General features: G+C 48.5%; 20 protein-coding genes. 17 read left to right on the forward strand and 3 right to left on the reverse strand.

All coding sequences use genetic code 11. The annotated features are described in order from the left end of the window. The first annotated feature begins 53 nt into the window (after positions 1-53). The 12 genes from ACTJJS_RS18785 (at position 54) to ACTJJS_RS18840 (ending at position 19434) form a co-directional block, all read left to right on the forward strand. On the forward strand, positions 54-1091 hold the full coding sequence (locus ACTJJS_RS18785) for a FecR family protein (protein ID WP_440664836.1): 1038 nt from the start codon (positions 54-56) through the stop codon (positions 1089-1091). 326 nt (positions 1092-1417) lie between these two features. Then, a complete protein-coding gene (locus tag ACTJJS_RS18790; RefSeq protein WP_440664837.1) occupies positions 1418-4855 on the forward strand; it encodes a carboxypeptidase-like regulatory domain-containing protein in 3438 nt (1145 codons plus the stop codon). Positions 4856-4888: 33 nt separating this feature from the next. Then, the gene (locus ACTJJS_RS18795; protein WP_440664838.1) at positions 4889-6619 is read left to right on the forward strand and encodes a DUF4397 domain-containing protein; all 1731 of its coding nucleotides are present in this window, start codon (positions 4889-4891) and stop codon (positions 6617-6619) included. A 4-nt stretch (positions 6620-6623) separates the two neighbouring features. After that, on the forward strand, positions 6624-7805 hold the full coding sequence (locus tag ACTJJS_RS18800) for a hypothetical protein (protein WP_440664839.1): 1182 nt from the start codon (positions 6624-6626) through the stop codon (positions 7803-7805). A 10-nt stretch (positions 7806-7815) separates the two neighbouring features. Continuing rightward, positions 7816-8871: a fasciclin domain-containing protein gene (locus ACTJJS_RS18805; protein ID WP_440664840.1), complete on the forward strand. Its 1056-nt coding sequence runs from the start codon at positions 7816-7818 to the stop codon at positions 8869-8871. 30 nt (positions 8872-8901) lie between these two features. Next, positions 8902-10170 carry a fasciclin domain-containing protein gene (locus ACTJJS_RS18810; protein ID WP_440664841.1) on the forward strand — a complete coding sequence of 423 codons (1269 nt, stop codon included), beginning with the start codon at positions 8902-8904 and terminating at the stop codon, positions 10168-10170. 20 nt (positions 10171-10190) lie between these two features. Then, positions 10191-11204, forward strand: coding sequence for a fasciclin domain-containing protein (locus ACTJJS_RS18815; RefSeq protein WP_440664842.1), 1014 nt, complete (start codon positions 10191-10193; stop codon positions 11202-11204). 20 nt (positions 11205-11224) lie between these two features. Continuing rightward, positions 11225-14500, forward strand: a complete 3276-nt coding sequence (locus ACTJJS_RS18820; RefSeq protein ID WP_440664843.1) for a TonB-dependent receptor — start codon at positions 11225-11227, stop codon at positions 14498-14500. 12 nt (positions 14501-14512) lie between these two features. Further along, on the forward strand, positions 14513-16678 hold the full coding sequence (locus tag ACTJJS_RS18825) for an IPT/TIG domain-containing protein (protein WP_440664844.1): 2166 nt from the start codon (positions 14513-14515) through the stop codon (positions 16676-16678). Positions 16679-16830: 152 nt separating this feature from the next. Then, positions 16831-17805 carry an SDR family NAD(P)-dependent oxidoreductase gene (locus ACTJJS_RS18830; protein ID WP_440664845.1) on the forward strand — a complete coding sequence of 325 codons (975 nt, stop codon included), beginning with the start codon at positions 16831-16833 and terminating at the stop codon, positions 17803-17805. Positions 17806-17816: 11 nt separating this feature from the next. After that, positions 17817-18539 (forward strand): SDR family oxidoreductase, encoded by a 723-nt coding sequence (locus ACTJJS_RS18835; protein WP_343745478.1) that lies wholly within the window; start codon positions 17817-17819, stop codon positions 18537-18539. Between the two features lie 85 nt (positions 18540-18624). After that, positions 18625-19434 carry a helix-turn-helix domain-containing protein gene (locus ACTJJS_RS18840; RefSeq protein ID WP_440664846.1) on the forward strand — a complete coding sequence of 270 codons (810 nt, stop codon included), beginning with the start codon at positions 18625-18627 and terminating at the stop codon, positions 19432-19434. Between the two features lie 68 nt (positions 19435-19502). On the opposite strand, the gene ACTJJS_RS18845 is transcribed toward ACTJJS_RS18840, so the two are convergent. The 3 genes from ACTJJS_RS18845 to ACTJJS_RS18855 form a co-directional block, all read right to left on the reverse strand. After that, the gene (locus tag ACTJJS_RS18845; protein WP_168870144.1) at positions 19503-19661 is read right to left on the reverse strand and encodes a class I lanthipeptide; all 159 of its coding nucleotides are present in this window, start codon (positions 19659-19661) and stop codon (positions 19503-19505) included. A 308-nt stretch (positions 19662-19969) separates the two neighbouring features. Then, positions 19970-20125, reverse strand: coding sequence for a hypothetical protein (locus tag ACTJJS_RS18850; protein ID WP_168870143.1), 156 nt, complete (start codon positions 20123-20125; stop codon positions 19970-19972). Between the two features lie 114 nt (positions 20126-20239). After that, positions 20240-20395 (reverse strand): class I lanthipeptide, encoded by a 156-nt coding sequence (locus ACTJJS_RS18855; RefSeq protein WP_168870142.1) that lies wholly within the window; start codon positions 20393-20395, stop codon positions 20240-20242. A 507-nt stretch (positions 20396-20902) separates the two neighbouring features. On the opposite strand from ACTJJS_RS18855, the gene ACTJJS_RS18860 reads away from it, so the two are divergent. From ACTJJS_RS18860 to ACTJJS_RS18880, 5 genes are all read left to right on the forward strand, one after another. Then, positions 20903-22081 carry a DUF4848 domain-containing protein gene (locus ACTJJS_RS18860; RefSeq protein ID WP_440664847.1) on the forward strand — a complete coding sequence of 393 codons (1179 nt, stop codon included), beginning with the start codon at positions 20903-20905 and terminating at the stop codon, positions 22079-22081. Between the two features lie 107 nt (positions 22082-22188). Next, entirely contained in the window at positions 22189-22572 is a 384-nt protein-coding gene (locus ACTJJS_RS18865) for a DoxX-like family protein (protein WP_440664848.1), read from the forward strand. Then, the gene (locus tag ACTJJS_RS18870; protein WP_440664849.1) at positions 22569-23312 is read left to right on the forward strand and encodes a DUF2071 domain-containing protein; all 744 of its coding nucleotides are present in this window, start codon (positions 22569-22571) and stop codon (positions 23310-23312) included. The genes ACTJJS_RS18865 and ACTJJS_RS18870 overlap by 4 nt, the downstream gene beginning before the upstream one ends. Further along, the gene (locus tag ACTJJS_RS18875; protein WP_440664850.1) at positions 23300-24049 is read left to right on the forward strand and encodes a methyltransferase; all 750 of its coding nucleotides are present in this window, start codon (positions 23300-23302) and stop codon (positions 24047-24049) included. Before ACTJJS_RS18870 ends, ACTJJS_RS18875 begins: the two co-directional genes overlap by 13 nt. Continuing rightward, positions 24033-24431: a hypothetical protein gene (locus ACTJJS_RS18880; RefSeq protein ID WP_440664851.1), complete on the forward strand. Its 399-nt coding sequence runs from the start codon at positions 24033-24035 to the stop codon at positions 24429-24431. The genes ACTJJS_RS18875 and ACTJJS_RS18880 overlap by 17 nt, the downstream gene beginning before the upstream one ends. Positions 24432-24514 lie beyond the last annotated feature (83 nt).

The following is a 24514-nucleotide window of genomic DNA, read 5'->3' on the forward strand; positions in this document are numbered from 1 at the left end:
CTTCTTTTTTTTCTGCCCTATATAAGTGAACGGACCGTCGTTCACTTATCAACATGGCAAATACGATCACGAAAGCATTAATGAACAAATACCTGGATAATCGCTGCACCGCAGAAGAAAAACTGATGGTGGCCGCTTTTATGCAGCAACCGGAAGGACAGCAGTTACTGGATGAAGTGTTGACGGAGCGGTTGACAGCAGACATGTTGCTGATGGAGCAGATCAGGGTAGACGACCAACAGGCGGAAGACTGGAAAACAGTGCTGCGACAGCGTATAGCGGCCATAGAACCGGAGCAGGCACCTGTTGTGCAACGACGGGTGAAGCGGCTCTCTTTCCTGCGCCGCGCTGCTATCTGGACCCTCCTGGTGTCTGCGCTGGGCACAATCGGGGTACAGCAATACAGGAAGCACGGCAAAGCCACCTCCATGGCGCTGGCCAATCTTGAAAAACAAAACCCCAGAGGTCAGCGGGCCGTGATCACGCTGGCAGACGGATCAGTGATACATCTGGGGGCAGACAGTAAGCTGGAATATCCGGAAGCATTTAACGGCCCTTCCAGGGAAATTACGCTTACCGGTGAAGCTTTCTTTGAGATCAGCGAAGATCCGGCGCATCCTTTTATTGTGCATACCGGCAATGTGCAAACACGGGTGTTGGGGACCTCCTTTAAGATCAATGCTTTCAAGGGAACGCCACTGACGGTAGCGGTGGCTACCGGTAAAGTACAGGTAGAACATTCTGATAACGCTAACGGTTATACGCCATCTGTAACGGTGTTAACACCTGGTCAGCAGGTCACCTGGGACCCGGTCGCCCAAAAAGCCACCATGGCGGAAATGCCGGTAGCAGATATTGCCGGCTGGAAAAATGCACGCCTGGCGTTTAACAACAGTACATTAAGGGAAGTGGCGGACGTGCTGGAGCGTTGGTATAATGTGAGCATCAGTTTTAAACAAACAACTACCGCGCAAAAGCGGATCACTGTTACACTGTCAGCCAACAGGCCATTGGAGGAAACACTCCGTGTATTGAGCGCCGGCAGCAGATTTACCTACAAGATAAACAACCGGCAGGTCACTATTCATTAACGCGCAAAACAAACATATGCACTAACAGTACACAACTAAAAAAACGTTCCCGGTATCTGACAAATACACGGGAACGTCTCAAAGTGATTTCATGATGCCTGATAAGTTTTGGACGACGAACAGGCATCTGAAAAGAGATACCAGATTTCCCGGAAAACCGGGATTAACCAGTAACATTCAAAAGTATGGAAAAAGGATTAAAAAGAAATCCTTTAAGATTTAGCATGCAACCCACCTTCGCCTGCCAACGGGCCCGCCCGGAGCAAAACCAGTCCGGCGCGCCGTTGGGTAAAAGGGAAGGACCAAGGCCCTTAATTTATTTCCTGATGAGATGTTCATTTATTGTGCTGGTATTGCAACTCACCGCAGCGGGGTTGCTTTTGGCCGCAAATGTAAATAGCCAGGATCTGACCCGGAAAATAAACCTGCAATTGAACAAGGTAGCCCTGAAGGAGGCTTTGCTCGCTATCGAAAAGCAGAGCGAAGTTAAATTTATGTTACCGGAAGAATTGCTGGAGAAAACCCATAAAAAGGTAACCGTCAGCAGTGCTGATATCCGTATCCAGGACGCCTTACATGGCATGCTGGAAAATACAGGCCTGGAATACAAGCTGGTGGAAGGTTACGTGGTGATCACCCAGCAGCCGGCGCCCGTGAAGATCTCCGGGAAAGTGATCGACAGCAAAACCAAAGAAGCCATCCCCGGTGTTTCTGTACGCGTGAAAGGCTCCGCTACCGGCGCTTCCACAGATATGAACGGTGTATTTAATCTCATCGTGGCGCAAAGCGGCGTGACGCTGGTTGTCAGCTATATCGGTTACGAATCAAGAGAGGTGAAGGCAAATGCGGCCGGCGGCACCATGATCATCGCTCTCACCGTTTCCAGCAAACAGCTCAGTGAGGTGACCGTCAACGCACGGCGCAAGCTCAATACTGACATCGCGGTGCTGCAAGACCGAAAAAATGCCGCTATCGTTCAGGACGCGATATCTGCCGCGCAGATAGAACGTACTGGCAGTATCACTACCACACAGGCGTTGCAGAAAGTGTCCGGCGTAACCATCACCGACGATAAATATGTAGCGATCCGCGGCCTCGGCGACCGTAGCGTGATAGGACAGCTGAACGGCGTGCGCCTGGCCTCTTCCGATCCGGACAGAAGCGCTATCCCGCTGGACCTCGTGCCGGCTTCCCTCCTCGATAATATCACCATCTTCAAAACAGTGACGCCAGACAAGCCCGCCGATGCGGCTGCCGGCATCGTGGAACTGAAAACGAAATCCGTTCCTGACAGTGCTGTGTTCAACATTATCGCGCAAACCGGTTTTAACTCCAATATCGGTCCCGGTGGCAGCATGAACAGCTTCTATAATAGTGAAATGGGTTTCTTCGGAAGCAAAGTGAATAAAAAAGATCTTTCTTCCGAATTCCTGAACTTGTCCAAACAGTACCCCGGCGGATTATCACAGATACAACAGCTGATCATCAACAGCCCTAATAACCCGGCTTTACAGCAGGAGGCCTCCCGTATCAATAAACTGATGAATGCTTTCGATCCGGTATTGACCACCAACTATCGCAAGGCGCCCCTGAACCAGCTTTATTCCGCTACTTACGGCAACAGCTACAAAGTATTCCGTAAACATACCCTTGGTATTGTGGCTGGTGGCAACTACTACAGCCGCTCTTCCGACATCTACGGCGGAGACCTGACCCAGTACAGTATTTATCAGGGTGTGATCACCGGTAATAAAGATGTGTACAGTCCGCGTAACATACCCAACTATATTACCCCGAACAACCTGTTCATGGGCAGATATCAAACCTATAAAGAGAACACCGGAACACAAACAATCAACTATGGACTATTGACGGGGTTGACTTACAAGTTCAACCCCCGTCATGAAATCAGTATGCAGTACCTGGGTAGCTGGGGCAGTGAAGCACAGGCTATCAATATGTATGGAAAATACGAGTATACCGGGCTGCCCGGTGATGTTACCAGCACTATTTATTCGCTGAAACAGACTTTCCGCACATTGCATACCTTCAATCTGCAAGGCGAACACAAGTTCCTGAAAGGAGAATACAGTCCCCGGTTGAGCTATAACGTGGCCTCTTCCAACTCTTCCCAGAACGATCCGGATTATCGTTTTGTCACGCTCACCGACTATGCACCCCGTAACGGCGCATTTTATCAAAGACCTGTAGGTGGCGCTGATGCCGGCCAGTACGTGAACACCTATACGGACCACCTGTATGCGCTGAACTCCGGGTATGTGAATGGTTACGGCACCTATGGCATCATCCAGGCGGAACCTAATGGCCGGCGCTGGCGCAGGCTGAAAGAAACCAACTACAACTACAAAGCCGACGTAACGCTGCCTTTCCCATTGTTTAATCAAAAGCAGGAATTCAAAACCGGTGTGAACTACCTGAACCGTGACCGTAGTTTCAGGGAGAATATGTTTTTCCTGCCAGGCTCGAACTTCTCTTCCCTGGGCGCTTATCCCCTGTACGTGACTGAAGGTAACCTGAACCGTTTGGTGAGCCCGGAAATGATCGGTATTAAGATGCCCACCGGCAGTACCGGTGAAGGCGCCCATCCTGTTGGCGGCTTCCTGTACAACAGCCAGAAATCGCCTAACAACTATTCCGGTTTTTTTGAAACCAATGCCTTTTATGGCATGGTGGACCTGCGTTTGCCCGCCCATCTGCGTTTAACCGGTGGCGTACGTTTTGAGAAAACAAATATTCAATCTGCTGTAGATACTTCTGACGTATACCTGGACCCCTCCCTGACCACGGTGGACAAAGACGGTAACAAAATTCCCGTGGTGCTCATCAATCCGAACACGGCCTACCAGACTGGTTATAAGCCTTTTTATTCCTTTAACCTGACTTATACCCCCGTGGAAACCATGAATTTCAGGGTTGGCTATAACACTACACTGGCAAGGCCGGAGCTTCGGGAGATCACCAACGTATTTGAATTTGACGCCTTCCAGATGGGACTTGTGGTAGGTAACCCCCACCTCGTCAACCAGCATACGGAAAACCTCGATTTCAGATGGGAATGGTTTCCCAACAGAGGAGAAGTGATCTCCGTGTCACTGTTTGGCAAACGGATACAGAATCAGCTGGTGAAAGTATTCAGCCTGAAAACAGACGGTCTGGCTGCCAAATATCCTGAATATCCTACCATCCAGTTCCAGAACGATCCCAACGAAGGTAAAGTATGGGGAATGGAGCTGGAAGTTGTCAAAGACCTGGGACGCTTGTTTGCCCCGCTGAAAAATTTCAATCTCGGTTCCAACCTGTTGCTGGCACAAAGCCTCATCAAAAAAACATCGGAAAGATATGCGGCCAATAAATCACTGGACCGTCATACACCGGAATATAGTCCGCTGTTTGAACAGGCGCCTTACTCCGTAAACGCCTGGCTGAATTACAAGAACAACAAATCCGGTACTGACCTGACCGCCACTTTCAATATGGTAGGCGAGCGCCTGGTGCAGATCAACCTGACCGGTGAACCGGACCTCTATACCCGGCCGGTACCTGTGCTGGACTTCATCTTCACGCAACAGGTCACCAAACGCCTGCTGTTTAAAGGGTATGCCAAAAATATCCTGAACCCGGCCATAGAAACGGTATACGCCGCACCAGGCACCGGGGGCGTGTGGTACGGCAATAAGTTCGTTAACCGCAGCTTTAAGCGTGGCACCGAGATCATGTTTGGCTTCACTTATAATCTGTTCTAACGGTAACGGTTATCCCGGAATAAAAAAATGAAAATGAAACGAATTTCTATCATAGCAGGTGTGTTGCTGGCTGGCACCAGTGTCATCACATCCTGCAAAAAAGATAAACTGGACCACTTTTATGACAACCGGACCAATAATGACACAAGGGCCAATTCCAGTGTCCGGATTGTGAATCTGGCTGGTTTTAATCAGCTGATCGCCAACGGCGATACGCTGACCAACTATGTGGTGCTGCCGGTTAATGAGGATAAATCACGTTACCCGGCCACGAAGTTTTTCCCGGATAAGGGCCGTCTGGGCGGCACCTGGTGGGTGCCCCGGCAGTTTATACAGGCAGGCGGAAAAGCCCATATGAAAATAGAAGCTATCTCCCTGAATCCATTTGTGGCGACTACCGAGTTTGATGTGCAGGAAGATTATAACCAACCTGCTGACTATTATGTGACCCGCAATAACCTGTATACTACCGGTAATATTCCGGAAGTGCTACGGGTGCCGCGTTCTGTGGAAGCGCCTTCCCGTCCGGACCATTTTAAAATCCGTATCCTGAACCTGTCGGGGGATATTAAACGTCCGGAGTCCGGCCAGGAAAAGATATTAGGCCCGCTTTCACTTGCTTTTGCAGACGGTACGCTGGTGGACCCCAAATCTTCCCATGTTAACGTAGGTGAATATTCTGAATATGTGGAAGTGCCCTATGGCACCTACCAGTTCAGGGTACTGACGGCCGCAGGTACACAGGTAACGGCAACGGGCGGTCCCCGTGAAGAATTTGTGGACCTGGTAGATCCGGCCACCTCCACCGTCACTAAAACAGTTACCTCTCCCGTACCACGACCGGTATCAGTGAACTTAACGTATGCGCCTATACGTACTTTTCAGCCCGGTGGTATTTATACAATAGTTGTATCAACACAGGAATTGCCCTATAAGTTGAATAACGGGTCTACCGGTGATGAAAGTACCTTCTACCAGAATGCCTTCCAGATCATTGCCGACATTGCTGACCCGGCAAATACCACCTATGGCCGTTTACACGCGGTAAATGCATTGCCCGGCGCCGGCGCGTTGCAGTTGAAGGTGAATGGCATTAAAGTGGGCGACGACATTGCCTATGCTAACGCAGGTGAATATACGAATGTGGTGACCGGCACTACTACCATCGAAGTGACCGATGCCGGTGGTAAAGTATTGGCCACTGCCCAAAAGAGGGTAGATCCCGGAGGTAACTATACCGCCTGGGTATATGGTGATGCCAAAGGAACCCCGCAGATCGTGATAGCCGCCAATAACCTGAGCGGCAGCATCCCGAGGATTGAAAAAGACGGCCAGGACGGCTCCCTTTGGTGGACACAGTACAAATATCCCTTTCAGTTCCGCTTTTATAATTTCTGCCCCGATTTCGCCAATGTGAATTTCACTGGTATCAACGGACAGGCGATAGGCCGTAACGGTGTAAGCTCCAATCTTAAGCCGGGTATTATTCCTGACGACGCAGCCAATGCAGTATTAATGATGGCGGCCGATCCGTATGAGATCATGGCGTTCCAGGCCAATCCGGGCGTATTCCCGGGAACATGGATCACCCGGGTTCCCGTCATAAAAAGCGCCGACCTGATTGCCAGAAAAGAACTATACGTCAGAGGCGGACTGCCTGACCAGGAGCCCGGTTATTATTCCATCGCGCTGATCGGAAAAGACGGCGCCAATACTCCTGAAGGGTCCAAAGCGAAGATGATCATTGTAAAACATAACCGGTAGAAGTATGAAACTCACATTTCCCATCGTCATAGCAGGGCTGCTGGCCGTATTCAGCAGCTGTGCCAAGATAGAGCATAAAAAGATCGATGATCCGGCTTACCTGCGTGTGTTCAATAATCTGAACTATACGGTGAGCATCGAGAATAAAGATGAAGAACAACCATTCCTGGCCATGCTGATAGACCCGGAAACAGATGCCTCCGGCATGCCTGTCAGCGCCGCCATCGTAGGCGATTTCCTGGACCAGCGGGATGGATATGCGCCACCATACCCTTCACACGTGGGTAGCAGCAACTCTTTCAAAAACCCGGAATATCCCGGTAAAGAAAGCGTGCTCGTAGGACCGGTACTCAACGGTTTCGACCTGTCCAGCTGGGCACAGATACCTTCCGGTAAACACCGCGTGATGTTTATGTTCCGGCCGGTGAACAATACCCCTTTCTTTCAGCTGGAAGAACGCCTGAAAAAGAAGGTGCTGATCGATACTGTTTTACAGCTCGACAGTCACGAAGTATATACACTGCACATCCTGCAAAAAAACTTCAGGACGAAAGAAAATGGTATGGTGTTACGCCAGGAGATCTTCCACAAAATGCCGCTGTCGGATTCCATGATATACGTAAACTTTTATAACATGAGCGCAGATGGCTTTGCCGACGCGGATATTTCATTGAAAAAAAGAATACCGCAATCAGGCTTGCTGATGTTCGGGGTGAAAGACGTGATGAATGTCTGGTTCTCACTTTTTACCAATGACGAGTTGCGCAACCCCGTACCTGGATACAGATTCCGGTATATGACCTCCCTGCGTCAGAACAATACTTCCAACGTAGTACAGCCCTATTACAGCTTCCCGCTTTTCGCTGCCAATGGTACGGACGGCATCCGGACTACTGCATGGCAGCGTATTTCCCTGATGGTGCCGGGGATGAACCCGGAAAACAATCCGTACAACGATCAGGCACCTGCGGAAGTACTGGGTAACTATGCGGTGATCAGCTGTTATGGCAACGGGACCAAACCCGGCTTTGAACGGGACATCCTGACCGTGCCGAATATGATCGTTAACATTCACTCCGGTACCAATAACCCGCAGTCATTTGCCACGGTCAATACCATCGAAATCGTGAATGGCAGGGCTTATTTGACTACCATACAACGAAAATACCCTACGCCGATCTATTAAACAATTTGTTATGAGACATTCCATTACCACCTTAATAGCGGCACTCCTCATGGTGTTTACGGCCTGTAAACATGACAAACTGGAGTTTGACCAGGAGTTGAAGAATTACCGTCCTGCTGCTGATTTTCTGAAGAACAACTATGACCTGAGTATTTTTTATGCTGCTGTTGAACGGGCGGGCATGACCGCAGAACTGAACGGCCCCGGCCCATTTACCATACTGGCGCCTACCAACAGGGCCTTTAATGAAATGGGGATCATGAGCGTGAATGACTGGGCTAAAATGCCGGTGGAAAAAGTGAAACTGATGGTCCAGATGCATGTACTGCCACGCAGGCTACAAGAAACCGATCTCGCAGACAATTCAGTGGATGTACGTTTTAAAACACTGGCCGGAAAGGAGATACTGGTGACCATGGCCACCAGAAATTTTCCCAACGACCGGAACGATCTTTATTTCCACGGTTGTTTCACAGAGCTGAAGAATGTCGTGCTGACAAACGGAACGTTGCATGTGTTACAACAGGTGATCAAATATACACCGGGCACTGTGCAGGAAATACTGTCACAGCATGAAGAATACAGCCTGTTTGTTGGCGCCCTGAAACGTTTCGGTTTATGGGACCAGCTGAAGGAAGCGGGGCCCTGGACTATCCTGGCGCCTACCAACGATGCGCTGAAAGCGCAAGGGCTGGATGAACAGTACATCGCCACGCTGGACCCTGAGAAGATTTTTATAGGCCGCCTGTTCGGGTGTTACATCCTGTATAACCAGCATTATTTCTTTTCCGATTTCCGGGCGTTTTATATGATGAACAGCGCCAACTATATACTGTTGAAACTCTATGATGATCCCTATCAACGGGAGATATATGTTAGTGATGGACTGGAAAACGGTGTCCGGAAGGCTAGTTACGTGGTTTCCCTGCGGCTTGACAGGAACACGCTTCCCGTTGGTGTCGTGACAGTACAACGCAGAGGTGTTATGGATTACAGCGCGGACAATGGTGTTGTCCATCAGCTGGATGGTTTGTTGGCGAAGCCGGCAGATGCTGTCAGGAAATAAGCAGTGGTAAAACAGTTAATGAAAATCAACATGAAAAATAAAATATACAACATCATAAGCGGGATAGCGATATGTGGGGTGCTACTGGGTACTTCGCTGGTGCAGACCGGTTGCCGGAAAGAAATGTTCATGCCGGAACCGGAAGGCACGGCCGTTCCCTATAAAGACAGCATCAGCAACGATCTTCAGACTTATCTGAAATCATCTCCCTATAAGCTTTTTTACGCTGCCTGGCAACGCAGCAGCATGCAAAAAGAACTGGAAGCGATGGGCAGCAAAGCGTCCGTCACCCTGCTGGTGGTAGATGATGCAGCCATGAAGGCTGCCGGGCTGGATGAAACGGAGATCAATAAACGTAGCCCTGAATCACTGCTGGAAGTGGTGAAATACCATATGCTGCGCGACAAAATGGAGCCCATGAGCGTACAGCCGGGGCAATTAAGTTATCACCGGACGACGCTGCTCTCCAGAACAGATTTAGTGGAAAGGATTAACCGCGCTGGAAGTGCCGTATCCTTTACGGTACCTTATACTTACCGGCACTACGTAGCCATGGCAAAAGACAGCCAGCTGATCATCAACGGAAAGCTGTGTGGGAACCAGAAACCGGTAGTGGTAAAGAATGGAATCGTTTGGCCGGTGAACCGTTTCCTGCAGAAACCGGAACAGCATGTACTGGACATACTGCAGGGTGATCCCCGGTTTTCTTTACTGGTAGCCATAAATCAGCTGAACAACGATGCCTGGTTTGAGGTGGCCATGGGCTCATTTGAGCGTTGGTCTGGCCTGTTCCTGACGGCGGGTGAATGGGACAACAACGTGATTTTTAACTCCTATTTCGCTCCTACCGATGACGCATTTCATCAGGCAGGCATCTTTACGGTGGAACAGCTCCAGGAAATAAACAGCCGCTTTACACCCGAATTTGTCTTTGATCCCTTCTATGGCATGACAGGCCTGCTCCCTACCGATAGTGTGCTGGATTATCATAACTGGGGAAGACTGTTGGCGCCCAAAACGTCAACGGGAGAATCACCTGTTTTCAAGCCTACCGTATTTTATTCCAATGACCTGGATGAAATGTTGCTCAGCAACTACACCATCAGCGTATCGAAGCCGGACCTGAAGCCTGCACCGATGCCATTAGCGTTTATCCGTGAAGGTAATACCATCAAGGTAAAGGTAAGAGGAGCTAAAACGCCGGCCGCTACAGTTACCACGGCGGATATCAATACCCTGGAAGGACCGTTGCATATCGTTGACCGGCTTTTTATACCGGATAATTTCAAGGTGAAATAAAAAGATTAATGATGACAACAATGAACACAACAATATTATCCGGTAAATATTTTTCCGGCCGTCTGGTGATGATCGGGTTGTCTTTACTTATGGCAGGAGCCTGTAAGAAAGACGACGATAACGGTCCGCAAAAAGGGAACGACCGCCTGCTGGAAGTGGTGATGGATAACTTCAACCTCAGCAAGTTCAAGGCGGCGGTAGACCGTAGCAGCATGAACGATGTACTGACCAGTACCGGCCCGTTGACTGTGCTGTCACCGTCTGACGGGGCCTTTACCAACGCAGGGTATCCCAAACCAATTGACGTGGCGTCTGCCAGTCTGCCGTTTATGGTGAAAATGACGGGTTATCATATTCTCAATGGTAACTATGATCTGAATAAAATGCCCTACCTGTTCAACCAGGAAATACGCACGTATAACGGCGGCAGGTTGTATGTTACCCGCTGGATAAAAGACAATGACACCATACTGACCGTCAACGGCAGCCGTGTGCTGGCCACTGGCATGAAAGCCAGCAATGGCACCCTCCAGGTGATTGACCGGGTATTGGAACCCTATCTGTATGAAACACTGGGAGAAGCTGTTTCCGCTGATCCCAGCCTGAGCCTGTTCACCCATGCCTTACAACGTTCTGGTTTATCCGCTTTGCTGAAAGGCAAAGGTCCCTATACCGTGTACGCTGCCAATAACGCTGCCATGCAAGCCTATGGTTATAGCACGCTGGAACAGATTGAGGCCGCTGATCCGGCGGTGATGGCCGCTTTGGTGCGTTATCACATTGCGGCCGACCGCCGTTTTGTATACGATTATATCCTGAGCACCGGCAAATCTGCTGCCACCACACAAACCATGCTCGATGATAATAACGTGAACATACGATTGGTACCCGATCCGCAGGCCCCGGGCCTGTACAACGGCATCACCCTGCAGGGACCGGGCAACCAGGCTCCTGTACCACTGATTAAACAGAATATTATTACCGGTAACGGTGTAATGCATGTCATCGGTCAGGTATTGAAAATAACACGGTAACCAGTTTACAATCAAAAGTGATGAACACAAAAAATTTACTTATATCGATATATTCTTTCCTGCTGCTCCTGCTGGTATCCGCTACCACCATGGCACAGGAGACCTCCGGCGGCCTCTCCGGAAAAGTGCAGGACGGACAGGGACAAGCCTTGCCCGGCGCCACTATCATCGCCGTGCATGAGCCTTCCGGCACGCGCTATCCCGCCATCTCCGATCCCGTCGGGCGCTATCATCTGTTGGGCATGCGCATCGGCGGTCCCTATACCGTTACTGTTACCATGATGGGCATGTCGCCACAGCGATACCAGAACGTCACCGTACGGCTGGGAGAACCGCAGCAACTGAATGTAGTGCTGAACGACGACCGTAAACAACTTTCCGAAGTAGTGGTGAAAGGCGCGAAAACAGGGCCTAAAGCCAACAATTACGGTGCCGGTCAGAACATCAACCGCAGCCAGATCAACAATATGCCTACGGTGAGCCGCAGTATTCAGGATATCACCCGCATGGTGCCACAAGGCAGCAAAGACAACAGCTTCGGCGGTTCCAACTTCCGCTACAATAACGTGACCATCGACGGCGCTATCAACAACGATGCGATAGGCTTCAGTCCATCCATGGGCGGACAAAGCGGTACTTCCGGCCAGCCTGGCAGCAGCACCCGTACCAACCCCGTTTCCCTGGATGCGATCGAAGATATGCAGGTATATCTTGCTCCCTTCGACGTAAAGATCGGCAACTTCACCGGAGGCAGCGTGAACGCCGTTACCCGCAGCGGTACCAATACCCTCACCGGCTCAGTATATGCCTTTGGCCGTACCGCCGCCATGATCGGCAAAAACAAAATCGGCAACGGGGATAAAATGAACGGTGACTTTAAAGACTATCAGGCAGGTATCCGCCTTGGGTTCCCTATCATCAAAAACAAACTGTTCTTTTTTACCAATGAAGAAATCACCCGCAGAACAGATCCTGCGCAGCTTCTGGCCGGTAAGGAAGAAACGGCCCGCATCCTCACTGAGAAAGATGCCGACGATATCCGCCAGGCGACCATCAAACGCTATGGTGATATCTTCGACCCTGGTACCGCGGGATTGTACAATTCCTCTTCCGAGTCCAATAAATTCTTTAACCGCATAGACTGGAACATCAACGACAAACACCAGCTGTCCATCCGCAATAATACCATCACTTCCAGCGCCATTAACATGGACCGCGACCAGCAGGATTTCCGTTTCAGCAGCATGGCCTTTAAACAAACGAACAATCAAAGCAGCACGGTAGCGGAACTGAAAAGCCGGTTCAATAACTCCTGGTCCAACAGCTTCGTTGCCGGTTACAGCACTGTACACGACTACCGCGATCCGCTCAGTGATCCAACCCTGCCACAGGTACAGATCATGGGCCGCACACCGGGTACTACCATCTATCTGGGCACTGACAGGGAGGCGTCTGTCTTCAATATGAAACAACGCACCATCGAGATCACTGATAACCTCACCTGGAGCAAAGGCAAACACACTGTACTGATGGGCACGCACAATGAGCAGTATCATATCGACTATGGTTTTGTAAACTCCTGGAATGGCCGTGTGGACTATCTGAGCATCGATGATTACCTGCGCAATGTGCCGTACCGTGTAAGAGGAAGTTATAACTACACCAACAACAGCCGCGATTATATCCTGAACAACCCGGGAGCGGTGTTTAATGTAAACCTTTACAGTGTGTACATTCAGGATGCTATCCACGTAACAGACAAACTGACCGTCACGCCCGGTCTGCGTGCTGACTACACCGATCTGCCAACCAAACCTGAACTGAGCGATAAAGTAACCAATGCCATCGCTGATCCTTACTTCGGTACCAGCTACCACTACACGCCACTGAAACGTATACAAAACAGGTATTTCGGAAAAGTGCAGATCTCTCCCCGTTTGGGTTTCCGTTATGACTGGCTCGGTGATCAAAGCCTGATCGTACGTGGCGGCATAGGGATGTTTACCGGCCGTATTCCTTTCGCATGGCTGGCTTACGCCTACTACAACAACGGCGTGAACTACGGTTCCTTCGACCAGAAAGCTGATCAGAAGCCGTTTGCGCCCGGCAGCGACGCCATCAAGCCTGGTAAGAACGGTATCGCTGATTTTATCGAAAAGAATGGCACCGTGATCAACGAGCGCAACGCCGGCAAAACACAGGTCGATCTGATTGATAATGATTTTGTGATGCCGAAGATCCTGCGTGCCAGCATTGCTATTGACCGCACTACTGCCAGCCAGTGGAAGTTTGGCGTGGAAGGCATGGTGACCAAAAGCATCAAAGAGGTGTTTTTTCAACAGGTAAATGTGACCGATAATCCGAAGTATTATCCTTACGATAAAGAGCGTCAGCAACCTGTCTATTCCGGTAGCATCGATCCGCATTTTTCCAACGCATATATGTTGAGCAATACCAATAAAGGTTTTCGCTTCAGCATCACCGGCACTGCCAGCAAAACTTTCACCAGCGGGTTGTTCCTGTCTGGCGCTTATACCTATGGACAAAGTAAAGATGCATTCAATGGCATCCGTAACTCCATGGAATCCAACTGGCAGTTGAACCAGGCATTAAGCCCCAACAATGCGCCGCTGGCTTATTCCAACTTCGATATTCGTCACCGTTTTGTGGTGAACAGCAGTTACCGCAAAGCCTGGAATGCTACCTGGGTAAGCACTATCAGCCTTTTCTTCAGCGCGCAGTCTGGTAGTCCGTTTACCTACGGTGTGGTAAATAACAGTGTGCAGGGATTGCCTCAACAGGTAAGCCTGGCTTATATTCCACAGGCAACAGATGCTGTACAGTTCTTTAAGGACTATACCAGCAACGGTCAGCAGGTAACTGCTGCCGAACAGGCGGAAGCCTTTAACCGCTTCATTGACGGCAACAAATACCTGAGCAGCAGAAGAGGCAATTTCACCGAAAGAAACATGGGGCGTACGCCATGGAATGTGCAGGCAGACCTTCACTTCGCACAGGAGTTCCATCTGCGTAAACTGAAAACACACTTCATCACTTTTACTGCGGATGTGGTGAACCTGACCAACCTGCTGAACCGTAACTGGGGTGTGAGCTATTTTTCACCCAATACCTTTAACTCCACTGCCAGCGTTGGTTTAACACCGGCGTTATTCCCTCCGGAACAAAACAAGGGCGGTATGCCGGTGTATACCTTCTCTGATCCGGGTACGCCTTATTCCATTGACTATTTCGGTTCCCGTTACCAGGTACAGCTGGGACTGCGTTACACTTTTTAAACGACAGCATATATGCAAAAGCTTACAACATATTTATTTGCGGGACTACTGTTATGCCTGATGGGCGTTATACAAGCCTGCAAAAAAGACAAGACAGCCATCGTGGTCCCGTTTGAGGTGAAGAGCTATTATCCTAACAGCGGCGCTGCCGGTACGCTGATCACCATTACCGGTACCGGTTTCCTGGATGGGAAAGCCAGTGTGGCTTTCAATGGCACCGAGGCAGAGCTGCTGAGCACTACTGACTCGGTAGTGGTGGTGCGTGCTCCTGAGAAAGGGCAAAGCGGCGCCATCACGCTTTCCAACGGGACCAAATCGCTGACTGTCGGGGAATATACCTATCAGAAATTAAGCGTACAGAAAATATATCCGCCTAACGGTCCCGCAGGTACGCAGATACGTATCATCGGAGCTGGCTTCAGCAGCCTGAAATCACCAGCGGAAGTATTGATCAATGGGAAAAGCGCTACCGTGGTAAGTGCCAGCGATACTACGCTGGTGGCTACTGTGCCGGATGGCGTAGGCAGCGGCCCGGTAACGGTGAAAGTGGATGGCATGGTGTCTGTTGGTCAGCCTTTCCAGTTCCAGGCGGTCAGCGGTATTAAACCGGCCTCCGGTGGAAAGGGCACCCGTGTGACCATCAAGGGTGAAGGTTTTGCGGCGCTTGCTGCCAACAATGTGGTGGATTTCAACGGTACGGTGGCAGAAGTGGCCGAGGTAGCAGGTGACAAGCTGGTAGCCATTGTGCCGGAAGGCGTGACCAGCGGCCCGTTGGCAGTGACCATCAACGGACAGAAGATTGTCGGTCCGGCCTTTACGGTAGTGCCGCCTCCTGTTATCCGGCTGGTAAGCCCACTCAGTGGTCCCGCCGGTGCTGAAATGATCATCGATGGTAAGGACTTTAGCACGGTGGCAGATGAGAACGTAGTAACGATCAATAATATACGCGCAGTTGTCAAATCGGCCACGGCGGTCCGTCTTACGGTGATATTACCGCTCGGCATGGGCAAAGGGCCGGTGCTGCTCAGCGTGAATGACCAGCCGGTGAAGGGACCTGAATTTACAGAACAGAGCCTCGGTATCCAGAAGCTCGAGCCGTCCAATGGACTGGCTGGCGTCAAGGTGGTGATCACGGGCACCGGCTTCAGCGTGAACCCGGCAGAAAACGAAGTGACTTTCAATGGCGTAGTGGCGCAGATACTCAGCGCAACGGAAACAACGCTGGAAGTAATGACACCGGCCAACCTGACCACAGGTCCTGTAAAAGTGCGGAGAGCGGCGTTGGTAGCGGAAAGCCCAACTACGTTCAACCGTGCCGGTATGGCCACCGTCAGCAACCAGATGGGTTCCTTTATCGGCGCCCTTGTTGTGGACAATCAGGGAAATGTGTTTGTGTCCAATACCCGTGAAAACTATATATCCAAAGTGACGCCTGCCGGTGATGTGTCCATCTTTGCGGGCGAGCCTAACTCAAACGGCTATGTTAACGGTAACGGCAGAAATGCCCGCTTTGGATCTATTTACGGTTTGGTGCTGGATGACAACAACAACATATATGTGTCGGAAGTAGGCGCCGGTGGCGGTACGATCCGTAAGATTACGCCGCAGGGCGATGTGACTACCGTGAAAAGTGGTTTGCCCAATGATATTGGTTCGCTGACGAGAGATAAAAAAGGCAATCTCTATTATACGCAGCTCTACAAAGGTGTTTTCCGGTTATATCCTGATAATGTGTCGGAGAACGTATTCCCGCGCACAGCAGAGGATATACGGACCGCCATCAGCAGCAATAACGACCTGTTTATAGTAGGAGACAAATATGAACCTACTTTCTACTGGCGGGAGCTTAACAGCGCGAAGCTCACATGGGTGGGCTCATCCAGCGGCTACCAGGACGGGCCGGCATCTTCTGCCCTGTTTGGCGGTACTATCAGCTCATTGCTGATGGACAACGAACAAAACCTGCTGATCGCGGACGCGCACAACTATGCGTTGCGTAAGCTGGAACTGTCTACCGGCCAGGTCAGCACCGCTGTGAAACTGTCGAGAGGTTATGCAGATGGCAGCCTGGACCAGGCGAAGATGGGGCTTATCGCAGATATAGCCATTGATAAAGAAGGAAGTATTTATATCTCTGATCCTAACAACAGGGCTATCAGAAAGATTGTGCTTAAGTGATGATGCTTGCAATTGAAAGGGTGGGGCTGCTCCGAAAGGGGCAGCCTTTTTTTGCTGATATGACGGACTTTTAAACAAAGCAAATTCGGACGTTTGAACAAAGCCGGTGGGTTCAGGGTGTTCTACTTTTGTTTCAACAAAAACAATAACACATGGAACACACAAATTATCAGGGAACATTGCAAAACCCGCTGGACTCAGGATTCAACGCGAAATCCACTACAAATGAAGTCATCAGGGGCATCGATCTTAAAGGCAAAATCGCCATTGTGACAGGAGGTAATACCGGTATTGGCCTGGAGACCACCAAAACGCTTGCCGCCGCCGGGGCGACAGTTATTGTGCCTGCCCGCGATACGGAGAAGGCGAGGAAAAATTTACAGGGTATTGCCAATGTGGAAGTGGCTGCCATGGACCTTATCCAACCAGATACTGTAGACGCTTTTGCTGCCGCATTTCTCGCCTCCGGAAGGCCTTTACACCTGCTGATCAATAATGCAGGCATAATGTGGGTGCCGCTGCGCCGGGACGGCAGGGGTTTTGAGTCCCAGCTGGTGACCAATTACCTGTCACTGTTTCAGCTGACCGCAAGGTTATGGCCGGCATTGCAAAAAGCCGGTGGTGCGAGGGTAGTAAACCTGTCTTCCGGCGGTCATCAGTTTGGTGATTTCGATTTTGACGACCCTAATTTCCTACACAGGGAATATGAAACACTGCTGGGATATGGGCAGTCCAAGACAGCTGTGAACCTGTTTTCCCTGGAAATGGACAACCGCGCCAAAGCGTCAAAGGTCAGGGTATACGCTGTCAATCCGGGTTCTATCGGTGGTACGGAATTGGGCCGTGAAGCACCGTTGGAACTGTTTCAAAAGATGGGCTTTTGCGATGCGGAAGGAAACCTGCTGCCCGAAGTGGCGGCTTCTTTAAAGACGATACCACAGGGCGCCGCTACTACGGTATGGTGCGCTACCAGTCCGTTGCTAAACAACATTGGCGGTGTGTATTGCGAAGACGGGGACGTGGCGGCATTGGCAAATGTAAAATCGTATTCACTGGATGAAGCCAATGCGAAGCGGTTATGGACATTGAGCGAAGAGATGACGGGTATCACCTTTAACATTCAATAAAAACAGAGATCATGTTTAAAGATAAAACAGTGCTCATAACAGGAGGTAACAGCGGTATTGGATATGCTACTGCAAAGCAAATGCAGGAAAGTGGCGCCAGGGTTATTATTACCGGCAGAAGAAAAGATGCCGTGGCACAGGCTGCATCTGCATTAAATGTGAATGGATTTGTTGCCGATCAATCCAGTCTCCCGGCGATCGAAAAGCTGGTCGCGGAAGTTGCTGCTCAATACGGTAGAATAGATTTATTACTCATCAATGCGGGGATTACCAAACTGGCGTCTATCGAATCAATGACAGAAGAGCTGTTTGATGAAATGATGAATGTGAATTTTAAGGGCGCCTATTTTACGCTCAGCAGGTTTGCTCCCATTCTTAATGATGGCGCATCTGTGGTGTTATTATCCTCCACTTCCGCCATCATTTCTCCGCCAGGCGCGTCGGTGTATGCAGCCAGCAAGGCTGCCATTAACGCGGTGGTGAAGATCGCGGCGCTTGAACTGGCATCCCGGAAGATCCGGGTAAATGCGGTCAGTCCGGGCCCTGTTGCTACGGAGATCATGCAGAAAATCGGGTTGAACAATGATATGGAAGCTCAGATGGTGAACAGCATTCCTATGGGACGTTTCGGCCAGCCATCTGAGGTAGCGGACCTTATTACTTATTTATTAAGCGACAAGGCAGCTTTTATCACTGGTTCAAATTTCCTGGTTGACGGCGGGCAGGCGATCTAACAGCAACAGAATCAAATTGTTATTTCGAGGTGAAGAAGTTGCGCGATTCTGATTATTTTTACACAGGCGATTTTCTTTTCAGACAATGAAATATACAGCCCAATATATTACGGAAGATATAAAGCTCTCCTGCTATGAGGACAGTTTTTTTAAGTCAGACATTATGTTTGACCAGCATATGCTGGTGTGGTTCATTTCCGGAGAAACGAAGATTGTACAGGCAGAAGCTACCTATATTTTTAAGCAGGGAGATATCTTTCTAATTCCCCGTCATCAACTGGCGACAATTATCAATTACCCTAAAAACGGGCTGCCGCACAAAACGGTGGTGATGCATCTTTCCTCCGCCAGGCTCAGAGAGTATTATGCAAAACTGGATTTAAAACCCCAGGTGCCTGCGGCGCAGAAAATTTTCTGCTACAACAATCATCCTTTACTGGAAAGTTGTTTGGCATCTTTGGTCCCGTATTTTGATATGAAGGAACTGCCACCTGATATAGCATCATTAAAGATTACAGAAGCTATAAGCATTCTCAGGGCGATTGACAAGGGGATTGACAATATCCTGGCGAATTTTGAAGAACCGGGAAAGATAGAGTTAACCAGTTTTATGGAGAAGAATTTTATGTTCAACCTCCCGCTGGAAAAATTTGGTTATCTCACTGGTCGTAGCCTGACAACATTTAAACGGGATTTTCAGAAGGCATATCAGGTGACACCTCAACGATGGCTGACACAAAAAAGGCTGGAACTTGCGCATTATCATTTTGTGGAGAAGCATGCCAGGCCGGTTGATGTTTGCTATGAAGTGGGTTTTGAGAACCTGTCTCATTTTTCTTTTGCTTTTAAAAAACAGTTTGGCTATACGCCAACGGAACTGTTAAGCAGGCAGTAAGTCTGTAGGATACCTGAAAGGACCAACCATACCGAAGTTCACGGCCTTCGATATGGTTGTCTTTTTCCTTACAGCGTGCAGTTATCTACTGTCCGACGGCAGCCGGGACAAGTGGTCTGATCGAAGGAGGTCAGGCAAATAAAGCCTTGTTTCGGAGGCGCAGCATTCAGATCAGCGATTTTTACTTTTGCCAGCTGCAGCTTTTTGGGAAATGTGTTCTTTTTCATAAATGCGGATTTACATTAAATAAATGGTCCTCTCCTGTCTTTAGCCGGGAGGCAATGCCCTGGAGCGGATGTTCAGCATAAGAGGCCGGAATGTGATTGATATGTATAGAAGGAAAATGTGTGCGGGTGGGTTGCTGGGAGCATAGATTAATGCATTTTGAGGGAATTGATTCTTTCTAATTTAGCAGAAATTTTTCCATTGCAGAAACCCTGACGTTTTTTGTTGTTAAAAAATATTTCAGCGGAAATGAAAAAAGGCCGGCTCATTTGAGCCAGCCCTACATGTTTGGATACAGTCAGGGTATCTGTTAAACGCAGAGAATAGTTTCAACGCAGCCACGGCATGTGGTTTCAGCGAATGATGTCATACAGATGAACTCTTTTTGTTTTGCCTGATTGATAGTCAGTTCAGCGATTTTTACTTTCGCCAGGTTCAGCTTTTTAGGAGCGATTTTCTTTTTCATAAAATAGTGAATTCATTAAATACGCGTCCGCTCCTGTCTTTAGCTGCGGAGCAATGCCATGGAGCGGTTGTTCAGCATGTGAGACAGAAGATAAGTCAGGTCTGGTCTTATCTGTTACAGGCAAATAATAGTTTCGTAGCAGCCACGGCAGGTGGTCTCGGCATACGATGTTTCACAGATGAAATTTTTCTGCTTGGGTTGGATGGCATTGAGATCGGCGATTTTTACTTTTGCCAGCTGCAGTTTTTTGGGAAATGTGTTCTTCTTCATAAAAAAATGGATTACAGTAATTGTCCTCTCCTGTCTTTAGCCGGAAGGCAGTGCCATGGAGCGGTTGTTCAGCATATAAAATTGGAATACCGGAAATGTATGTGTGAAAGTTATTGGCAGTCGGGTTTTGCACAGGTTGAACAATTTGAGGGAACTAAAAAGTAGTTGGACATTATTTCTAATTTAGCAAAAAATTTGCAATGATGCTGTTTTGACGGTTTTTGTTGCTCGAAATGTCGTTTTTGTACTATTTGAGAATATTGATGTTGGCTAGTTTTGTAGCACTAAATGTTTGTTGATCCTTTATTTAATGGACTGTAGCTTTTAGTTTCCCTTTTATGAAAAGGGATAATCAAATTACCATGAAACCCGATTGAAAGCCATGCTTCATCCTGAATGGACAACTATTGTGTTTGATGACCTGACCTGCCAAATGTATGGATGTCCGTTGAATGACAGGCCCTTATTTCCACCGTTATTATTTCACCCTCAACCCACTTATTGTTTATGAAAATCAATTTAATGATGCGCATGGGTTTACTAATGATGTTTGTTTTTCTCTCCTGTAAGAAGGACGCAGGCATCAATGACAGTGAACCTGTAGTTAAAGACAGCCCGGTCAAAGTAGTAGACGGTGTACTGCACTTCTCCAATGATCAGGCCTTTGTCCAGACAATGCTGGCAGTTAATGCTATGTCTCCCGAAGAAAGGGCGGATTGGGAGAAGAAAATGGGATTTACTTCCCTGAGATCAATCTATAATCAGTTCAACCAGGAGTTGGACAAAATGGAAGCTGTACAAAACAAGGACGGCTTTTTTGCTGTGAAGAACAAGTACAACAAAGTGGCTGTGTGGAATAATGCCGGTACGTCCTACGAGATTAACTGTAGGGGTATTCTTGAGGCCGGGATCGTAAATGCAGATGGCCTGGTACAGATAAATGACCAGGTTCTGCAGTATAGCCGTGACCAGGTTACTGCTTCCACTGTGTCCGGTGGTAGTGCAAACGCCAGAAAATCCAGCGGTGGTAACGTTATATGGACGAGGGAAAAGAAGGACCTTCTTGCAAGAGATCAGTCCGCATTGATCGCTTATGGTGGACATGGTGTTGTGAATCAGCTAAGAATGGGAGAGGGCGGCATTTTAAGCGGAGGACCCATGGAAGATGGCCCCGAAGCCAAAGCATATGCACAGGTGAAGATTTATAACTTTTTGTTGAATGGGCAAAACAGAGGTTTCTGCACTGTTTATTTCCGGGCAGAACACAGAAACTGGCTGGGTATAATGCGTCAGGTGACCTGCTTTGGCGGCGGTATCCGGGGAGAGCATTATGTTACGCTTAATAATCAGGGAAATCAGATTCTCTTTGCCTCAGGTACCTGGGGAGGAGAGTGGGGCACAAAAGGTCCTAACTGGCGCCAGACATTTGAGAGTAATCATGAAGTGGTGCTAATTGTATCCGCCGAACTTAAAAATAACCCGGTGACAATAGGTTATATCCCACCCTATCTGAATAATCAGTTTGCAAATGCTGACTTTAAAATAACTGAAGATGGATCTTCCAATAATTTTTGGACCAGGTATGTGCCGTTTGGCCAGTTAGAGACTCCACTCGCGATGCGTATCTATAGTATAGGCACTCCTCCGAACGCGAAGTACCATTCTTTTACGCTCGAGTTTAAATAACAATAAAAGGATAGTTTAAAAGTTGTATAATGGCAAGGGTTGGACAGAAGTCCAGCCCTTTATAATTTAGCCATATTTCGCCTATCTTAGAACAATAATCCTATGGGATGAAAGAAAGAATTCATAAGATTGTGAATATTGCCATAGTGGCTGTCTGGATAATTAACGGCTTGTATTGTAAAGTTTATAACGGTGTCCCCCGGCATCAACAGATTGTGGCCCGTATCCTTGGTAATGACTATGCCAGATTGTTAACACTTACCATCGGGTGGCTGGAAGGGCTAATGGCGGTATGGGTGCTGTCGGCCATAAAATCACGCTGGTGCGCTGTCGTACAGATTTTTCTGGTGCTTACGATGAACGTCATAGAATTTTTAGTGGCACCTGATCTGCTGTTGTTTGGAAGAATGAATTTGATTGTAGCCATCTTTTTTTGCTTAATGATTTACTGGGACCAGTTTGGCTTTTATCGTACCAAAATAGTTGGATGATGTTAACTTTCCTGAAGAACCACCCATTTGCGGTGGAAGCATATTTTGAAAGCTCTTTGGTGCTGACTTACGCTGTTCCTATGGCGATGGTACGACCAATGGTGCCGGCAAAGCTTGACCTTGACCTGTTCGATGATCAATGGGCGTTTGTAGCCGTGGCGGTTGTAAAAACGCGTCGTTTGCGTCCGAAAGGGTTTCCAGGTTTTATGGGGCATGATTTTGTGTTAGCAGGTTATCGTGTTTTTGTACGATATACCAATAGCCAGGGAAAAAAATGGCGTGGCTTGTATATTCTAAAATCGGAGACAGATAAAAAGAGGATGGCGTTCATGGGCAACCTGTTTACGCATTACAACTATACCACGACAGATATCGATGTGAAGAGTGAAGAGAATATTATCCGCGTGAAGTCTGATAAATCCGGTGTCGATATTGTAGTGGACCTGGGAAACCCGGAAGCAGGACTTCCTGCCGGTTCGCCTTTTAATAACTGGAAAGAGGCGCGCCGGTTCGCTGGTCCGTTGCCGTTTACATTTACCTGTAGTGATGTGTCAAATGAAGTATTGATCATTGAAGGGGTACGGGAAAACTGGACACCGAAACCAATTGCGGTAGTTAGTGCAAAGGTTGGCTTCATGGACCGGCCGGAGTGGCGGGATGCGGTGCTGGCCAACGCCTTTTTGATTCAACATATTCCTTATTACTGGAAAAAAGGTAAAGTTGATATATGGAAGGGATAAAGCGGAAGCCATTTCAGGGTGTTATGAATATTGTCCGGTTCAACTGGCATTTTTATCTGCTATCGATGGGGTTATTGATAACAGGTTTGTTTTTCCGTCACCTTGTACCTGTACAGTTGTTATTATGGCTGCTGATCGCCAGCTCCGTGCTGTCTTTGGGCGTTTCATGGTATATCTATGATGTTTCCCGGTTATATCAGTTGCGTTGGCTGGATGGGTTAAATGTCCGCACCAACGGGCGGATCGTTAATATCAATGCCGGTTTTGACGAAACAAGTCATCTTCTTGCGCACAAGTATCCGGATGCGCAGCTCCGCGTTTTTGACTTTTATGATCCGGCAAAGCATACCGAAGTGTCTATTGAGCGGGCGAGAAGGATATATCCTCCTTATCCGGGTACGGAAGTAGTCAATACCTCGGCGGTCCCGCTGTCCCATGCATCGACAGATATTATCTTTCTGTTTATGGCCGCGCATGAAATCAGGGATGGCCGGGAACGCAAAATATTCTTTGAACAGTTATGTGATGCCTTGCCGGAGGACGGCCGATTGATAGTGCTCGAGCACCTGAGAGATCCGTTCAATTTCATGGCCTATAATATTGGATTCTTTCATTTTTTTTCCGCGCGCACCTGGAAGGAGGTGTTTACTTTGGCGGGATTAAGCGTCGAAGAAGAACGCAAGGTTACTCCTTTCTTATCAGCCTTTATACTTTGTAAAAATGGAACTACATCTTAAAATCACTGGCTATATCCTGTTGCTGCTATCGTTGTTGCATGTTTTTTTCCCGAGGTATTTTAACTGGAAGAAAGAGTTTTCGCAGGTGAGCCTGTTAAGCAGGCAGGTGATGTATGTACATACTTTCTTTATTGGATTGATGATATTCCTGATGGGGCTTTGTTGTATCAATGCCGCAGAAGACATATTGCATACCAGGTTAGGGCATTTGCTGGCGTTGGGGTTTTTTGTTTTCTGGTTTTGTCGTTTGTTTTTTCAGTTTTTTGTGTATTCGTCAGCGTTATGGAAGGGAAAACGTTTTGAAACGGCTATGCATATATTATTTTCGTTCATTTGGGGATATTTCAGTATCGTGTTTTTGCTGGTATGGTGGGATAATTGATGAAAGAAAGGTATTAAAGGCTGCTTCAGGAAATATTCCTGAGGCAGCCTTCTTTTTGCGTTTATATCACTGCAATGAATAAA

The organism is Chitinophaga sp. 22308, assembly GCF_052045305.1.
Lineage (GTDB): Bacteria > Bacteroidota > Bacteroidia > Chitinophagales > Chitinophagaceae > Chitinophaga > Chitinophaga varians_A.

Coding starts and splice junctions, on each gene's coding strand:
- ACTJJS_RS18785 (WP_440664836.1), top strand. CDS start 54: ATGGCAAATACGATCACGAAAGCATTAATGAACAAATACCTGGATAAT.
- ACTJJS_RS18790 (WP_440664837.1), top strand. CDS start 1,418: ATGAGATGTTCATTTATTGTGCTGGTATTGCAACTCACCGCAGCGGGG.
- ACTJJS_RS18795 (WP_440664838.1), top strand. CDS start 4,889: ATGAAACGAATTTCTATCATAGCAGGTGTGTTGCTGGCTGGCACCAGT.
- ACTJJS_RS18800 (WP_440664839.1), top strand. CDS start 6,624: ATGAAACTCACATTTCCCATCGTCATAGCAGGGCTGCTGGCCGTATTC.
- ACTJJS_RS18805 (WP_440664840.1), top strand. CDS start 7,816: ATGAGACATTCCATTACCACCTTAATAGCGGCACTCCTCATGGTGTTT.
- ACTJJS_RS18810 (WP_440664841.1), top strand. CDS start 8,902: ATGAAAAATAAAATATACAACATCATAAGCGGGATAGCGATATGTGGG.
- ACTJJS_RS18815 (WP_440664842.1), top strand. CDS start 10,191: ATGAACACAACAATATTATCCGGTAAATATTTTTCCGGCCGTCTGGTG.
- ACTJJS_RS18820 (WP_440664843.1), top strand. CDS start 11,225: ATGAACACAAAAAATTTACTTATATCGATATATTCTTTCCTGCTGCTC.
- ACTJJS_RS18825 (WP_440664844.1), top strand. CDS start 14,513: ATGCAAAAGCTTACAACATATTTATTTGCGGGACTACTGTTATGCCTG.
- ACTJJS_RS18830 (WP_440664845.1), top strand. CDS start 16,831: ATGGAACACACAAATTATCAGGGAACATTGCAAAACCCGCTGGACTCA.
- ACTJJS_RS18835 (WP_343745478.1), top strand. CDS start 17,817: ATGTTTAAAGATAAAACAGTGCTCATAACAGGAGGTAACAGCGGTATT.
- ACTJJS_RS18840 (WP_440664846.1), top strand. CDS start 18,625: ATGAAATATACAGCCCAATATATTACGGAAGATATAAAGCTCTCCTGC.
- ACTJJS_RS18845 (WP_168870144.1), bottom strand. CDS start 19,661: ATGAAAAAGAACACATTTCCCAAAAAGCTGCAGCTGGCAAAAGTAAAA.
- ACTJJS_RS18850 (WP_168870143.1), bottom strand. CDS start 20,125: ATGAAAAAGAAAATCGCTCCTAAAAAGCTGAACCTGGCGAAAGTAAAA.
- ACTJJS_RS18855 (WP_168870142.1), bottom strand. CDS start 20,395: ATGAAGAAGAACACATTTCCCAAAAAACTGCAGCTGGCAAAAGTAAAA.
- ACTJJS_RS18860 (WP_440664847.1), top strand. CDS start 20,903: ATGAAAATCAATTTAATGATGCGCATGGGTTTACTAATGATGTTTGTT.
- ACTJJS_RS18865 (WP_440664848.1), top strand. CDS start 22,189: ATGAAAGAAAGAATTCATAAGATTGTGAATATTGCCATAGTGGCTGTC.
- ACTJJS_RS18870 (WP_440664849.1), top strand. CDS start 22,569: ATGATGTTAACTTTCCTGAAGAACCACCCATTTGCGGTGGAAGCATAT.
- ACTJJS_RS18875 (WP_440664850.1), top strand. CDS start 23,300: ATGGAAGGGATAAAGCGGAAGCCATTTCAGGGTGTTATGAATATTGTC.
- ACTJJS_RS18880 (WP_440664851.1), top strand. CDS start 24,033: ATGGAACTACATCTTAAAATCACTGGCTATATCCTGTTGCTGCTATCG.